Here is a 15305-nt window from a genome sequence, read left to right on the forward strand (position 1 = left end):
TGATAGCTGATAGCTGATAGCTGATAGCTGATAGCTGATAGCTGATAGCTGATAGCTGATAGCTGATAGCTGATAGCTGATAGCTGATAGCTGATAGCTGATAGCTGATAGCTGATAGCTGATAGCTAATAGCTGAATGCTTACGTTATTTTTTAACGTTTCTTGATCCAGATCAATTTAGAAAAAGAACCAGGAGTTGGGTCTGAGTTTTCGATTTAGGAGCAGTTTATTAAATTTTGTTAAGCACTATTGGCTTAAATCCACTAACATAGAACAGAATTAGAGAAAATGGCTAATTAGAGAAATTCAGAAAGTATCATGAAATACGGAATTGATATTGGTCACAACTTGCCCGCTGATACAGGAGCTCAAGGTATCAGAGTAGAAGATGAAATGACTAGGGACGTCGGAACGAGAGTAATTTCAAAATTGAGAGACTTGGGACATCAGGTAGTTGAATGCAAGCCTAAGAGTGCGAGTACTTTAGGCAGCTCACTGCGGCAACGGTGCAATATTGCCAATGCTAATCGAGTTGATCAGTTTGTTTCAATTCATTTTAATGGATTTAATGGCCAAGCTAATGGGGTAGAAGTATTTGCGATTAGTGATACCGCCAAAAAAATTGCCCAGCCAGTTTTAGAAAAGATAGTGGAGTTGGGTTACTTTAATAGAAAGGTTAAAAATGGCTCTCATTTATATGTACTGCGATATACAAATATGCCAGCAATTCTGATCGAAAGCTGCTTTTGTGATTCCCAGAAAGATATGGAAATCTACGATCCAGAAGCATTGGCTAATGCAATTGTTAAAGGATTAACAGGAGAAGAGCCACCAACTAATCAATCTTCCTCCGAAGATAATGTTCTAGAATTACAAAAAGCTCTCAATCGCCTAAAAATTAAAAGTCCTGCTGGTCAGGGATTAGGAGAAAATGGCTCCCTTGATCAGGCGACTATAGCAGCAATAAAAACATTTCAAGCTATTGTAGGAATTAACCAAACTGGAATGGGTGACTCGACGACATGGCAGACTATTAATCAGATTCTTGAGCAACCCATACTTAGACCTAATCATGCTGGAGGTACCACGGTAAAATATCTCCAACGTCGGGTAGGAACTCAGGCAGATGGTATCTTTGGTTCAGGCACCGCAAGTGCTGTGATCAGATTTCAGAAACAACAAGGTTTAACGGCTGATGGTATCGTCGGACCACAAACTTGGAGTAAATTGATTGACTAGCAAGGCTTAAAGGCACGTTTACCATTCAACAGGTGCGACCCGTGGCGAATTTAATTACGGGTCAAGCGCACCTCAAGCAGTTGCCTCACGTCTCACCCCATCGGGGAGCGTGAGATTAATGGGGGACTGGAATTATAGCGTTTATCATACCTATGAGGTACAGTCTTGATTGGCGCTTATTCCCTTAAGACCTTCTTGCCTTGCTGCCTTCTGCCTTCTGCCTTCTGCCTTAAAAGGATAAGCAATGTCGCTCATGACTCTGAGAATTGCTATATAATAGTTCAAGGTAATAACGAATATTACTGATTACTAGTATAGTTTTCTGTTAACAGGATAAGATAGTCTAATGCTCCATATAATCGTGACAATTTATCAATCGTAAAATTTTCGACATTTTGAGTAAAAATGTCCCTTTGTAATCTTCCAAACTGCCATAAATTCCCATCAGTAACTATGCCATAAACAGGACGTTGAACATCTTGATTTATTTTTTGGGAAGCTACCAACTCGGCAAGGCATTGTCCCCAACCTTGTTGAAAATCATTTTTTTTCGCTTCAAGAATAATAACCAGTGGTTTTTCTAAAACCGTTTTTCCTAATTCCGATTTTGTCGAAAATATGTAGTCAGGAGTCCCTGACAGAACTTGGTCATAGAAGATGGTTTTTTGAATCCAGAAAGAATAGATTTTATAGTATTTTTTATAGAGTTCTCGCAACAATGGTGAAATGATAATTTCACTCCGGGAGGCTTCCGAGCTGAATACATCTATTGTTTCTTTATAAAACTCTAGGTCTTTTACAAAAATTTCGGGTGGGTCAGTATCTTGAGAAACTATAAATGTTCCTTCTTCGTATTTAATTTGATAGTGTTTCTGTACATCAGCAATAGTTTTAAAGTCACTGAATGCCATAGTTGATCAGTCTCCTGATTGCGTCTAATTCTATTTTAGAGACCAAACTATTTCGTTTTGAGATTGGAACAGATGTGCGGCTTAGCTAAGAGACTGTTGATAAAGAAAATTATAAAGTATATCTTAGAGGTTGTCTGAGAAGTCTCATTTGCTACATCCAAGCCCCCGTTGGTCCCCCAAGCGAGGGATTGCTCGCTTGGGGGACTTTTAGAAGCAAATTGACTCTTGTTCCCCCCAAAGTTGGGGGGTCAGGGGGGCAAAATTCAGTATCAAAAAACTTTTCAGATATCCTCTTAAGACGGCGATTATTCGCTGACTGTCATAGCACTTACGAAGTATAAAGTGCGATCGCTCTTAACGGTCAATAATAAGTATAAATACTTACCAATTACCGAAAATCAAGATTTGACTACAATTTAACCGTAAGCATTCACCAGTCAGCAGTCAGCTTATGGGCGTAGCCCATAGGCTGACCGCTGATAGCTGACTGGTTATAACTGGTAAATTATAACTGATAACTGATAGCTGATAGCTGATAACTGATAGCTGATAGCTAATAGCTCACAAATTAACTTATGAAAAAATCCATCTTAAAAGAAAACCGAAAGTATACATTTAGTGACTATTTTGCGATGACCAATCCCACTGAGGAAATTGTTGGTGAGTTTGGTTACTCTTTTGCCATTGAAGTAATTGACCTGCCTAAGTCTAGCAACTATGACCTAGATATCATTCAACAGCTCAACCATACCTACTACACCATTATTCCTAAAATAAGCCTTACCTCGGAAATTGCCAAACGGGAATTTCTGATTGCCCCACTAATCCTGGAAATTGCCAAGCTGCTCCCAGTTAAAGTCAATGTTGAGTATCCCCTAGACATTAACGATCAGCTAGGAGGAGCCCTAGACTACTTATTAAAAACTAGCCAAAATTTGATTATTATAGAAGCAAAAAAGAAAGATATTGATGGTGGCTTCAACCAGTTAGCAGCCGAACTAATTGCTTTAGATAAGTACGAAGATAGCGAATCTATTGAAATTATTTATGGTGCTGTGACTCTGGGGGATATTTGGAAATTTGGAACCCTTGATAGGAAACGGAAGCACATTGCCAAAACTATTCAAAGTCAGACTATTCCTAGAGATACAGAAGAAATATTCTCCATTTTGATTGGAATACTGAGCTTAAAACCAGACCAGACTTCAAATAAGCGGTAACCTATAATCTATAACCTGCAACCTATGGTCAATCGGGAGTAACGGATAATGATTATTGTCATTGACAACTACGACAGCTTTACCTACAACTTAGTCCAATACCTAGGAGAATTGGGTACCCAATTACCTGTGGGATCAGAGATTCAGGTCTATCGCAATGATAAAATTGATATACAGAAAATCCGCGACCTCAACCCAGATGGGGTCGTGATTTCTCCAGGGCCAGGACGCCCTGAAGATGCTGGGATATCAAGTGCTATCTACAGCAATTTGGGGTCAACTCTACCCATTCTAGGGGTTTGCTTGGGTCATCAAGCCTTGGGTCAGGTATTTGGCGGGAAAATTGTTTCGGCACCAGTATTGATGCATGGCAAAACCTCAGAAATTCATCACACTGGGGTTGGGGTTTTTCGGGGATTACCCAATCCTTTCATAGCGACTCGATACCATAGCTTAGTGATTGACCGTAGCTGCTGTCCTGATGTCTTGGAAATTACGGCTTGGGTAGATGATGGCACAATTATGGGAGTTAGACATCGGAACTATCCCCAGCTCGAAGGCGTCCAATTTCATCCAGAGAGTATTTTGACCTCTTCTGGTAAGCAACTTCTAAAAAACTTCTTAGAATCGCTGCCAGCATCTGCTACTCTCTCTATATCTCCCTGAAAATAAACTTGTTTCCAACAAACCATGAAACGGCGACAGTTGATGCGCTATGTCAGTGCGGGTGTACTCACAACTCTTTCAACCGGCTTAGCTTCTGGACTCAGTTCTTACCAAGCACAGCCATCACGCAATGTATTGACAGTAAAGTGGCTTGGTCATACCTGCTTTTTATTTACTGGGGGTGGTGTGCGAGTTTTAGTCAACCCATTCCAAACCATTGGGTGTACCGCTAAATACAACTCACCAAAAGTAGAGGCAGATTTAGTCCTAATCAGTAGCCTACTACTAGATGAAGGAGCAGCGGAAGGCATACCGGGCAGTCCCCGGCTCCTCTTTGAACCGGGTATTTTTCAAGCAAATGGGCTAAAATTCGAGGGAATTAGTATTCCTCACGACCGAGTCGGTGGACGTCGCTTTGGTAATAATGTTGCTTGGAAATGGACTCAAAACGGTATCAATATTCTACATCTGGGAGGAGCAGCAGCCCCTCTAGATATTGAGCAGAAAATTCTGATCGGGCGTCCTGATTTAGCGTTAATTCCAGTGGGAGGGGGACCGAAAGCCTACAACCCTCAAGAAGCTAAACAGGCATTTGATTTCCTTAAGGCAAAGATAATGATTCCTACTCATTTCCGAACCAAGGCGGCTGATGCCGAACAGTGTGATATTTTACCAGTGGAGGAGTTCTTAACATTGATGAAGGACACACCCATACGCCGTGCCAAAAACGATACCATTAGGATTAGCTCAGGGGATTTATCCCAGGATGGGTCAGTGATTCAACTAATGAGTTACAACTACAACTTCTAAATGCCCTTGCCTAGCCCCTTACCCAGACTGCAACCGCCTTTCTGGACTGGTGGAGTGGCGCTTGTAGCCATGATTTTCTGGATTGAAACCCTACGGCAGTTTGGGTTTATTGTTCCAACTCCGTTTATACTTCTTATCTTTGCTGTTGCCCTAACTGCCAGTATCGACGGATTACTTGCTGGAGTTACCAGTGCCACAGTATGGGCAATTTACCTGATCTATGCCTCTGCTGTTCACTTTGGTCCACCGAGTTTAACCGGGGGTTCAGTAGAGGTCAGTTTGGGGATTCTAGTGGTGGTCTTACTGGCTGTGCGGCTCGGCTGGATCAAAGACCAGAACCAGAAGCTGATCAAAAAGTTGCGACAAGCCAGCCTTGAGCTAGAACGACGGATTGAACAACGCACTGCTGAACTCTTAACTGCTAATTCTAGACTAGCCAAGGAGATTCGCGGACGCATTCTGGCTCAAGAGGCACTCGGAAAAAACGAATTGGCATTACAGTTAAGCCACAATCGACTCGAAAGTATCGAAAGTATTTTGAGTTCCCTAGAGGATGTGGTTTGGTCCGTGCGCCCCCAAACTTCCAAACTGCTTTACCTCAACTCCGCTGTTGACAATCTTTATGGTTATAGCATATCCGATTTTTTAGCTAACTCAAATATTTGGCTAGAGGGAATCCACCCAGAAGACCGAGAACGAGTTCAGCAGAAGCGAAATTTTATCAACAATAAATCATTGCCGTTGTCACCCCAATCACTCCTGGCAATTGACGGTATTGACTTAGAATATCGCATCGTGCGCTCTGATGGGCAGGTGCGCTGGATTCGTGATCACGTCCAAATTCACACCGATGCCCATGGTATCCCCATACGCATTGATGGTATTGTCACTGACATTACCAAAGCCAAGCAAGTCGAGAAAGCTTTGGGAGAGAGTCAGCGAAAATTCCAAGCCATCTTTGACCAGACCAGCCAATTTACTTGGCTGCTGCAACCAGATGGTACCTTGCTCGAAGCCAACCAAACCGCCCTTGACTTTAGCGGATTAACTCCGTCAGAGATTGTGGGTAAGCCCTTCTGGCAAATCCAATGGTGGACAAAGTCTACTCAAATCGAAAATCCTTTAAAAAATGCGATCGCGAGAGCAGCCACCGGTGAGTTTGTCCGTTATCAAGGGTCGGTGCTAGGGTTACAGGGTCAAGTGCTCACGATGGAGTTTTCCGTGAAACCGTTGCGGGATGAGAACGGAAATATAGTGTTGTTAATCCTAGAAGGTCGAGATATTAGCGATCGCATCAGAGCAGAAGCAGCAACTCTAGAGGCCCAAAACAAGGACATACTGCTTAAAGAGATTCACCATCGGGTCAAGAACAATTTACAAATTGTCTCAGGAATCCTTTACCTCCAATCTCGATATATAGATGATGAAAGTATCCTGGAGATCATCTGTGAAAGCCGCAACCGTCTCCAAGTCATGGCCTTAATCCATGAGAAATTGTATGGCTCTAAGAACCTGAGCCAGCTTGACTTCGAAGATTATATTCAATCTCTGACTAAGGACTTATTAAGATCTTACACCTGTAGTAATCATCCCCCTAGGATTAAGGTTAATTTTGTTAAGAAATTTATGGACATCGACAGGGCCATTCCCTGTGGTTTAATTATTAATGAATTAGTCTCCAATGCCCTCAAACACGCTTTTCCAGAAGTAGATGGCGGTGAAATTATTGTTGACTTTAAGTGCCGTGAGGATAACTATTTTGAACTGATGGTCAGTGACAATGGTCTTGGCATCCGAGAAGGTATAGATTTAGCAAACCCCAAGACCCTAGGGCTACGCTTAGTCCATACCCTAGCCACTAAGCAACTCAAAGGTGAGCTTGAGTTAGATACAAGTCATGGTGTTATGTTTAAAATTAAATTTTCATAAAGTTTAAACAAGTTTAAACAAGCTTAAAGCATTAGGAAATTTTTCAAGACCCACCCTCGAATTGTGATATAGAACTATCAGGTTGTGAGGCAGTTAACTAACTGGCAGCACAGAACCAAAGCAAAAATTATTAAGTAGGGAGAACACACTGGCTTGCTTCAAAGTTAAGACAAGGGACAACCCAAGGTAACTTAAAAAGCAATTCCATAACTAGGAAATGTCACAAATAAACATCTTAGTGGTTGAAGATGAAGCGATCACAGCTGAAGTTATTGCTGAACAGCTCATACAGTTGGGATACACAGTAACCGATAGCGTCACCTCTGGTACGGGCGCTATCAGCAGCACTGCCAATAACCAGCCTGATTTAGTCCTGATGGATATTACCTTAGATCCAAACGATATAGATGGCATAACTGCTGCTCAGCGCATCCGAGAGCAATTCCAGATTCCAGTAGTCTATTTGACAGCCCACTCTGATGAGAGTACCCTAGCCCGAGCTAAGAGGACAGCACCGTTCGGGTATCTGATCAAACCATTTAACGAACGGGAATTGCGGGTAGCGATTGAAACGGCCCTCTATAGGCACCAGCTGGAAAAAGAGTTAGTCAAACAGCAGGATCTGCTAGCCACAATACTCAGCTCCACTAATGATGCTGTGATCGCTACCAATGAAACAGGAGCAATCACCTACATGAACCCAGCAGCTGCAACCCTCACTGGCTGGACAGTAGCAGAAGCTTCTGGGCAAAGCATTACAGATGTGATTCAAATTGTAGACGAACTCACTGATACCCCACTCCAGAACCCAGTCATGGAAGTGCTTCAGGAAGAAAGGGTCATTTTTGTGGATCAGGGCATAGGTTTGATTGCCAAAGACGGTAGCAAGATCTCCGTGGGAGATAGTGCTTCCCCGATTACAGAAGAAGATGGTACCATCAAGGGTGTAGTTCTTGTGCTGTGGAATATCAGGGAACAGCAACAACCAGAATTATTGGCAGTAGAAAGATCAAAATTGCCAGCCAAAGCTGCCGCTAGCCGACAAGCTGAAGCTCAAGTGGGTCAAATATTGTCTGCAGTACAAGAACTAGGGGAACTGAAATCTGACCTAATCGCTAGGATTTCCCATGAGTTTCGCACTCCCCTATCGATTATCCTAACTGCTGCTGAAGTCCTGCAAAAATACGGTTCCAAGTTGTCACCGCACAAAAAAGAAAGAAACTTGTATCGGATTCAATCATCAGTGATGCGAATGACTCGAATTATGGAGGATGTTCTGACCTTAAGCAAGGCTGAATCCGGTGAACTCCAGCTCAACTGTGTGCCCGTAGATGTGGTTGAATTCTGCCGCAGTTTAGTCGAAGAGCAGCAAATCATTGTGGGAAAGCGCTATACTATTGAGTTATTTGCTCAGGATTACCCTGGCCTAGTTGAGCTGGATGAACAAATCCTACGGCAAATTTTGAGCAATTTGCTGACCTTAGCAACTCATTACTCCTTGAAGGGTAGTATGATTGCTTTGGAAATTTTTTGTGAAGATAACCAAATTGTGTTCCAGGTAAAAGACCAAGGCAGTGGGATTGTGCCCGAAGGTCAGGGACAATTATTTGAAGCGTTCTTCCGAGCTAGTAATATTGGTTCTATGTATTCTTCAGGAATGGGGCTAGGCATGATCCGCAAGTTTGTGGATTTGCATCGTGGTCAAATTACCTTAACTAGTCAAGTCGGAGTTGGTACAACCTATACGGTAAAATTGCCATTAACCAGTTCTATATAGGTGGGCTTGGGCTAAAAAGAAATATAGCAAACAACTAACCAATAACTAAGGATGATTCCACAAACCGAATATAAAGAGCGTCGTGAACAGTTGATGAGTAAGATTGGCAACGGGACCGCAATCTTTCGGAGCGCCCCGGTTGCCATTATGCATAATACTGTGGAATACAATTTCCGACAGGATAGCGATTTTTTTTACTTGACCGGTTTCAATGAACCAGAAGCAGTAATTGTACTAGCGCCCCATCACGAAGAACACCGATTTGTCCTGTTTGTGCAACCGAAAGAACCAGAGAAAGAAGTCTGGACAGGCTATCGGACAGGTGTGGAAGCAGCAAAAGAACAATTTGGAGCGGATGAGACCTATCCGATTACTGAGTTGAATGAGAAGTTACCTCAGTATTTAAAAAAGGCCGATCGAATTTATTACCACTTGGGACGGGATAAACCTTTCAATGATACCATCCTGAAACACTGGCAAAGGTTGATGGGACTTTATCCCAAAAACGGAACCGGACCGATGGCTCTCGAATCGACTAACTTAATTCTCTATGGGATGCGCCGGGTTAAGAGTACTACGGAATTGAAGTTGATGCGTCAAGCTATAGAAATCTCTGTGGACGCCCATAACCATGCTAGAGCATTTACTCAACCTGGACGTTATGAATATGAAGTGCAGGCAGAGCTAGAACATGATTTTCGGCGACGAGGTGCCATCGGTCCGGCTTACCCGAGCATAGTAGCATCTGGTGCCAATAGCTGCGTCCTACACTATACCGAGAACAATCGACAGATGCAAGACGGGGATTTACTACTGATTGATGCTGGTTGTTGTTATGGGTATTATAACGCTGATATTACTCGGACATTTCCAGTGGGTGGTAAGTTTACCCCAGAGCAGAAAATTCTGTATGAGCTGGTATTGAAAGCACAGTTGAATGCGATCGCACAAGTTAAACCAGGGAATCCCTATAATCAATTTCATGACACGGCTGTGAAAATCCTGGTGGAAGGGTTAATCGATTTGGGACTCCTGGCCGGTGATAGTGAGGAAATTATTAAAGAGAAGAAATATAAACATCTATATATGCACCGCACCGGTCACTGGCTGGGATTGGATGTCCATGACAGTGGAGGGTACAAACAGGGGGAGAACTGGCATATTTTTCAGCCCGGTAATGTAGTAACAGTAGAACCAGGACTTTATATTGGTCCTGATACTGAGCCTTTGGAAGGTCAGCCAGCTATTGATCAGCGCTGGCGCGGGATTGGGATTCGGATTGAGGATGATGTGTTAGTGACTGAGTCAGGGAATGAAGTATTGACTGCTGGTGTACCGAAATCCTTAGAGGAGCTGGAGACTTAAGCGATTACAAGCTTTTTCATTCCCGATTCCCGATTCCCGATTCCCGATTCCCGATTCCCTGTTCCCGATTCCCGATTCCCGATTCCCGATTCCCGATTCCCGATTCCCGATTCCCGATTCCCTGGGTGCAGCGCTATAGCTACCATTTTAAAAAACAATGGACAATGTGAATGATTCTTTATCTCGGCAAGAGTCAAAGTTTCAGCAACTACAGCACCAATTACGCGATCGCTGGCAGAGTAGTGATCAATTTGACCAAGACGACCACGATATTCTGGTAGTACCTTCTGTCAGTGTTGACCAACGGGAACTGCTGAAAGTTGAGGGTTTTTTGCACTACGAAGAACGGTTATTATTTTCCCTAATTCGTCTGCGCAACCCTTACACACGGTTAATTTATGTTACCGCTGTGCCGTTGCCACCGATTGTGATTGATTACTACTTGCAGCTTCTGCCAGGAATTCCCTTTTCCCATGCACGCGATCGCTTACTGCTGTTTTCCACCTATGATGCTTCCCTCAAGCCACTTAGCCAAAAGATTCTAGAACGTCCCCGCTTGATGAAGCGGATTCGTCAAGCCTTACGTCCAGGAAAGTCTTACATGTCTTGTTACAACTCTACTAATCTAGAGCGCGAGATATCCTTAAAATTGAACTTACCCCTACTTGCCCCAGACCCAGATTTGCTTTATTGGGGTACCAAGAGCGGTAGTCGGCAAATTTTTGCTGACAGTGGTGTCCCCCATCCCGACGGCAGTGAGTTAGTCTGGACCGTTGATGATTTAGTCGAAGCAACAGCGCAGTTATGGCACAGGCAACCGCAACTGAACAAGATTGTGATTAAACTCAACGAAGGGTTTTCTGGGGAGGGCAATGCTATCTTGGACTTGAAACCACTATCGGAGGTAGGTCCGGGAAATGTTTCCCATACTCAAACAGTAGCGGCTTTGAAAGAAAAGATCGTAAATTTGAGATTTCAAGCTAGTGGGGAAACCTGGGAGAGTTATAGCAGTCGGATACCGCAGTTAGGGGCAATTGCCGAAGCCTTTATTGACGGAGAAAAAAAGCGATCGCCTAGCGTTCAGGCTTATATTACCCCCCATGGCGAGGTCAAGATTCTCTCGACTCACGATCAAATTCTCGGCGGACCAGACGGTCAGATTTATTTAGGTTGTCGATTTCCCGCTGATCCAGGTTATCGCCTACAATTGCAAGATTTGGGACTACGAGTCGGTCAGACCTTAGCGAAAAAAGGAGCAATAGAGCGTTACGGTGTAGATTTTGTTGCGGTTCATCAGCCCGATCGGGATACCTGGGACTTACAAGCCATTGAAATCAACCTGCGCAAAGGCGGTACAACCCATCCCTTTATGACCCTGAAATTCATGACCAATGGTCGCTATGACCTCTCCACTGGTCTTTTTTGCTCTCAAGAGGGTCAACCAAAGCACTATATTGCCACGGACAATTTACAAAAAGATAGTTACAAAGGGTTAATGCCCAATGACTTGATGGATATTATCGCCTACCATCAACTCCATTTTGATAGCAGCACTAAAACTGGCACTGTATTTCACTTGATGGGCACACTCTCTGAATTTGGCAAACTAGGATTAACTAGCATTGGAGATTCTCCCCAACAAGCAGAAGAAATATATAACCAGGTTGTTAGGGTACTGGATCTAGAAACTAAATCTGACAAAGATGCTAATGTCCCAGTTTCCCATCCTAGTATCCCTATTACTTGGAATAGATAATAAAGGGAATAGTAGAATGAAGAATGTAGAATGTAGAATGTAGAATGTAGAATGTAGAATGAAGAATGTAGAATGTAGAATGTAGAATGTAGAATGTAGAATGAAGAATGTAGAATGAAGAATGTAGAATGTAGAATGTAGAATGTAGAATGTAGAATTAAGAATGTAGAATTAAGAATGTAGAATTAAGAATGTAGAATGGAAAATTAAGAATTAAGAATTAAGAATGTAGAATGGAAAATTAAGAATGTAGAAGTTTAGGTGCTAAATTATCAATTATGACAGACAACGTTCAACATGTTAGATTTTAGATATAAATTCTGAATTATGAATTCTAAATTCTAAATTCTACATTCTTCATTCAAAATATCTTTGCCGTATGGGTTAGTGGATCAAACTCAAATCGCTGGTCGTAGTTGGTTTCTCCATAAATATTAAAGGTAATTGTTGGTTCATCTCCCATTGCTTCCACACTATGGATCCCATCAGAGGTAAAACTAATAATATCTCCAGGGAATAGGATTTTTTCTCCTACTTGTTCGATGCGATCGCGAAAATCTGGGTCATGAGTACGCCGCCAAAAGGTGTTTTTTTCTTGCCCACTGATCACGGCTACTACTCCCCATGTACCATGGTTGTGAATGGGAGAAACTCTTCCCGGTAACCAGACTACATTTTGGACGGTTAAGGGATAATTGATTTCATCATAAAGCATTTGCACCGACCAGCCTGGGTCAGGGTTAGGTTCAAGATATTCACCCTGTAGCCAGTAGGAACTAGTGAGTAAGCGACGTACCAAAGGACGAATGACTTGGAGGAGTTGGCGCTCATCGTTAATGTGATCGAGAGTATCCTCTAGGTCAGTCAGAAACCGATAGAGTCGATAGGGTTTCGTTGACCATTCCCAGTCACTAGGTATCTCACAGGCTTCACAGTCCCCTTGATTTGTCAGCAACCAATCACTACTTTCCATACAGTTTACCTAAGCAAGGTTTTTGATAAATGTTTTGTAAGCTATCAGCTATCAGGTTTTAGGTTTTAGGTTTTAGGTTTCAGCTTTCAAAGTCTGACTAAAATTTGACTGGTGGGAAAGCAACTAAAGCGCTACGGGGTTGCTGAATTAAGGAATGAATCCGCGATCATCTGGTTTTCTTAAAGCCCCCTAAATCCCCCAACTTTGCGGTGCGACCCAAGGGCGATTTACTCGCCCATTGGAAAGCGCACCGAGAGGGACTTTTAGAGTTTTTTTCCCCCCAGAATTGGGGGGCTAGGGGGGCGAAACCATACTCAGAATCAGCAACGCCCAATTCTCAGCTATTCCTCAGTCATCTCTCAGGTGTCATTCAGTTTAAACCAATTCAGTCTCAGCCATTTCAATTATTACTCATGTACAATGCAGATAAAAATTAACCTTCATGAAAGCAAAGGAGGGAATTGCCATGAAAATTAAGTATTTTGCTACTATCGCTGCTGCCTCAATTGTCACTCTAGGACTGGTAACATCCTGTGGTGCTCCCACAACCAATACTACTCCTGGTGAGAGTACTACAGAGCAAGGCAATCCTTGTGCCGGTAAATCCAATCCTTGTGCAAGTAAAAAGAATCCTTGTGCAAGTAAAAAGAATCCTTAATCATGTCTCTCCCGCACCTAAGATACCCTGATCATAGGTGGATTTGCCCCTATTGCTGCTGGTGTGATGGCAGCTTAGCATTTCCCTGGCCATACTAGCAGATTACTTAATTGCTGCCTCGGTGATGTTTGTGCCAGCCGCCCTTGCCTTTACCTGTAGGCTTTCTAAGCCATCTGATCATAATAAGTTTGATCATAAGTTTGACAGCTTGTAATGTGTATGACAAGTTGTCATATAATTGAACCGTTGACAGTCATGGTTCAATTTTTTTTATGAAAAACATAGCATTGAAAAAGCTACTATCACTGCTTGTGGTAACCTTCTGTATCTTGACCTTTACCTATGGTTGCGCTGGCTCAACTACAGCTACTGTTCCTCCAGAAACCACACCTGCCCCAGCTGCTGAAGTTGCCCAAGAGGTAGAATCTCCAGCGGAAACCACTGAGGTGGCTGAAGAAGAACCCACGACCGCTGAACCCACCGAGGTCGCTGAAGCACCTGAGCCTGCTGCCGCAGCTGGTGGAGGAACCTACACTATAAAAATGGGTACAGACAATGGGCAACTAAAATTTGAACCAAGTTCTCTTACCATCAAAGCGGGGGAAACTGTCAAGTGGGTGATGAACAACATTGGTCCTCATAATGTTGTTTTTGAGGACGCCCCATCTCTGACTCACAAAAACATGTTGATGGCTAAGGGTTCTTCCTATACATCTACCTTTGATGAGCCTGGTACATACTCCTACTACTGTGCCCCCCACCGTGGTGCTGGCATGGGAGGCACAATCATTGTTGAAGCTGAGTCATAGTAGCACTAGGACTAGGGCTGTGGATCAAGACTTCCAGCAATGTCAAAACCACACAGCTTTCACAAGATTAACTATTCTAAGACTTAAGCGATCGCAAATCGTGGTAGTTTTGTGAATTTAAATCAGCACTTACCCAGCAACTATAACCGTAGGGTATGACGTCAGGGCGCACAGTGTGCGCCCTGACTGCGCTTCAAGTCAGGAATAAAGAAGTTTGACAGCTTGTCTTTTGACGGAAAGAAAGACATGATCTGACAATCCTGTATGGACTAGCCAACTTGTTTTTTTTAATCTCATGAGAAAAATTGCATTGAAAAAGCTATTATCACTCCTAGTGGTAACGGTCTGTGTCTTGACCTTTACCTATGGTTGCGGTAGCGCAACTACAGCTACTGTTCCTCCAGAAAGCACACCTGCCCCAACTGCTGCAGTTACCGAAACCGTGGAATCCCCAGCAGAACCCACCGAGGTAGCAGAGGAAGAAACTGCTCCTGCTGAACCTACCGAAGTAGCAGAGGAAGAAACTGCTCCTGCTGAACCTACTGAGGTAGCAGAGGAAGAAACTGCTCCTGCTGAACCTACCGAAGTAGCAGAGGAAGAAACTGCTCCTGCTGAACCTACTGAGGTAGCAGAGGAAGAAACTACTCCTGCTGAACCTACTGAGGTAGCAGAGGAAGAAACTACTCCTGCTGAACCTGTCGAAGTAGCTGTAGCCGTAGATGAAGCAGCCCTAGCTAAATCAGGACAACTCTTCGCAAGTAACTGTGCCAGTTGTCATAAGGGTGGAAATAATTTACTCAATCCCCAAAAAACTCTGAAAAAGGATATCCTTGAGAAGTATGGCATGTACTCTAAGGACAAGATTGTTTACCAGATCACCAATGGTAAGCCCCCCATGCCAGCCTTCAAAGGTCGTCTAAAAGCGGATCAGATTGCAGCCCTTGCTGATTATGTGTTGTATCAAGCTGACAATGGTTGGCAGTAGATTGATTCAATTGGGTTTATAAAGGATTTGTGAAACTCAATCAACCCAAAACATTTGTAGTTCAGGGATTCTGTCTAAGTAATAATTCACAACCTATTTAGAATTCCTAGATTACTAAAGGAATTGAAACTTTAAGTTAGTGGTTAGTAGTTAGTTGTTGGTGTTATTTTCATTAGCAACTGGCTGCTAACCACTAATTATTTTTTA

The 15305-nt window shown here is 43.1% G+C and carries 14 protein-coding genes; 11 read left to right on the plus strand and 3 right to left on the minus strand.

Translation table 11 applies throughout. From position 1 onward, the window contains the following. The first annotated feature begins 318 nt into the window (after window positions 1-318). On the plus strand, window positions 319-1239 hold the full coding sequence (locus F6K63_RS27645) for an N-acetylmuramoyl-L-alanine amidase (protein WP_287313657.1): 921 nt from the start codon (window positions 319-321) through the stop codon (window positions 1237-1239). A 299-nt stretch (window positions 1240-1538) separates the two neighbouring features. On the opposite strand, the gene F6K63_RS27650 is transcribed toward F6K63_RS27645, so the two are convergent. Continuing rightward, window positions 1539-2150 (minus strand): hypothetical protein, encoded by a 612-nt coding sequence (locus F6K63_RS27650; protein WP_287313659.1) that lies wholly within the window; start codon window positions 2148-2150, stop codon window positions 1539-1541. Window positions 2151-2725: 575 nt separating this feature from the next. On the opposite strand from F6K63_RS27650, the gene F6K63_RS27655 reads away from it, so the two are divergent. The 6 genes from F6K63_RS27655 (at window position 2726) to F6K63_RS27680 (ending at window position 9917) form a co-directional block, all read left to right on the plus strand. Next, the gene (locus F6K63_RS27655) at window positions 2726-3370 is read left to right on the plus strand and encodes a hypothetical protein (RefSeq protein WP_287313661.1); all 645 of its coding nucleotides are present in this window, start codon (window positions 2726-2728) and stop codon (window positions 3368-3370) included. A 48-nt stretch (window positions 3371-3418) separates the two neighbouring features. Beyond that, a complete protein-coding gene (locus tag F6K63_RS27660; RefSeq protein ID WP_008181343.1) occupies window positions 3419-4036 on the plus strand; it encodes an anthranilate synthase component II in 618 nt (205 codons plus the stop codon). A gap of 24 nt (window positions 4037-4060) precedes the next feature. Continuing rightward, window positions 4061-4846 (plus strand): MBL fold metallo-hydrolase, encoded by a 786-nt coding sequence (locus tag F6K63_RS27665; RefSeq protein ID WP_008181344.1) that lies wholly within the window; start codon window positions 4061-4063, stop codon window positions 4844-4846. Next, window positions 4847-6775: a sensor histidine kinase gene (locus F6K63_RS27670; protein ID WP_287313663.1), complete on the plus strand. Its 1929-nt coding sequence runs from the start codon at window positions 4847-4849 to the stop codon at window positions 6773-6775. A 217-nt stretch (window positions 6776-6992) separates the two neighbouring features. Next, window positions 6993-8552 carry a hybrid sensor histidine kinase/response regulator gene (locus F6K63_RS27675; protein WP_287313665.1) on the plus strand — a complete coding sequence of 520 codons (1560 nt, stop codon included), beginning with the start codon at window positions 6993-6995 and terminating at the stop codon, window positions 8550-8552. A 51-nt stretch (window positions 8553-8603) separates the two neighbouring features. After that, window positions 8604-9917 (plus strand): aminopeptidase P N-terminal domain-containing protein, encoded by a 1314-nt coding sequence (locus F6K63_RS27680; protein ID WP_287313667.1) that lies wholly within the window; start codon window positions 8604-8606, stop codon window positions 9915-9917. Here F6K63_RS27680 and F6K63_RS27685 read toward each other — a convergent pair. After that, the gene (locus F6K63_RS27685) at window positions 9914-10063 is read right to left on the minus strand and encodes a hypothetical protein (RefSeq protein ID WP_287250859.1); all 150 of its coding nucleotides are present in this window, start codon (window positions 10061-10063) and stop codon (window positions 9914-9916) included. The genes F6K63_RS27680 and F6K63_RS27685 overlap by 4 nt on opposite strands. 11 nt (window positions 10064-10074) lie before the next feature. On the opposite strand from F6K63_RS27685, the gene F6K63_RS27690 reads away from it, so the two are divergent. Further along, window positions 10075-11673 carry a peptide ligase PGM1-related protein gene (locus tag F6K63_RS27690; protein WP_287313669.1) on the plus strand — a complete coding sequence of 533 codons (1599 nt, stop codon included), beginning with the start codon at window positions 10075-10077 and terminating at the stop codon, window positions 11671-11673. Window positions 11674-12034: 361 nt separating this feature from the next. Here F6K63_RS27690 and F6K63_RS27695 read toward each other — a convergent pair whose 3' ends face one another. Continuing rightward, complete coding sequence (locus tag F6K63_RS27695) at window positions 12035-12646, minus strand: cysteine dioxygenase family protein (RefSeq protein WP_287313671.1); 612 nt, start codon at window positions 12644-12646, stop codon at window positions 12035-12037. A 466-nt stretch (window positions 12647-13112) separates the two neighbouring features. Here F6K63_RS27695 and F6K63_RS27700 point away from each other — a divergent pair, with 466 nt between their 5' ends. From F6K63_RS27700 to F6K63_RS27710, 3 genes are all read left to right on the plus strand, one after another. Next, on the plus strand, window positions 13113-13304 hold the full coding sequence (locus F6K63_RS27700; RefSeq protein ID WP_287250861.1) for a hypothetical protein: 192 nt from the start codon (window positions 13113-13115) through the stop codon (window positions 13302-13304). 446 nt (window positions 13305-13750) lie between these two features. Then, on the plus strand, window positions 13751-14113 hold the full coding sequence (gene petE, locus F6K63_RS27705; protein ID WP_502708369.1) for a plastocyanin: 363 nt from the start codon (window positions 13751-13753) through the stop codon (window positions 14111-14113). A 295-nt stretch (window positions 14114-14408) separates the two neighbouring features. Next, on the plus strand, window positions 14409-15098 hold the full coding sequence (locus F6K63_RS27710; protein ID WP_287263537.1) for a c-type cytochrome: 690 nt from the start codon (window positions 14409-14411) through the stop codon (window positions 15096-15098). Window positions 15099-15305: the final 207 nt, after the last annotated feature.

Source organism: Moorena sp. SIO1G6 (assembly GCF_010672795.1).
GTDB classification, from domain to species: domain Bacteria; phylum Cyanobacteriota; class Cyanobacteriia; order Cyanobacteriales; family Coleofasciculaceae; genus Moorena; species Moorena producens.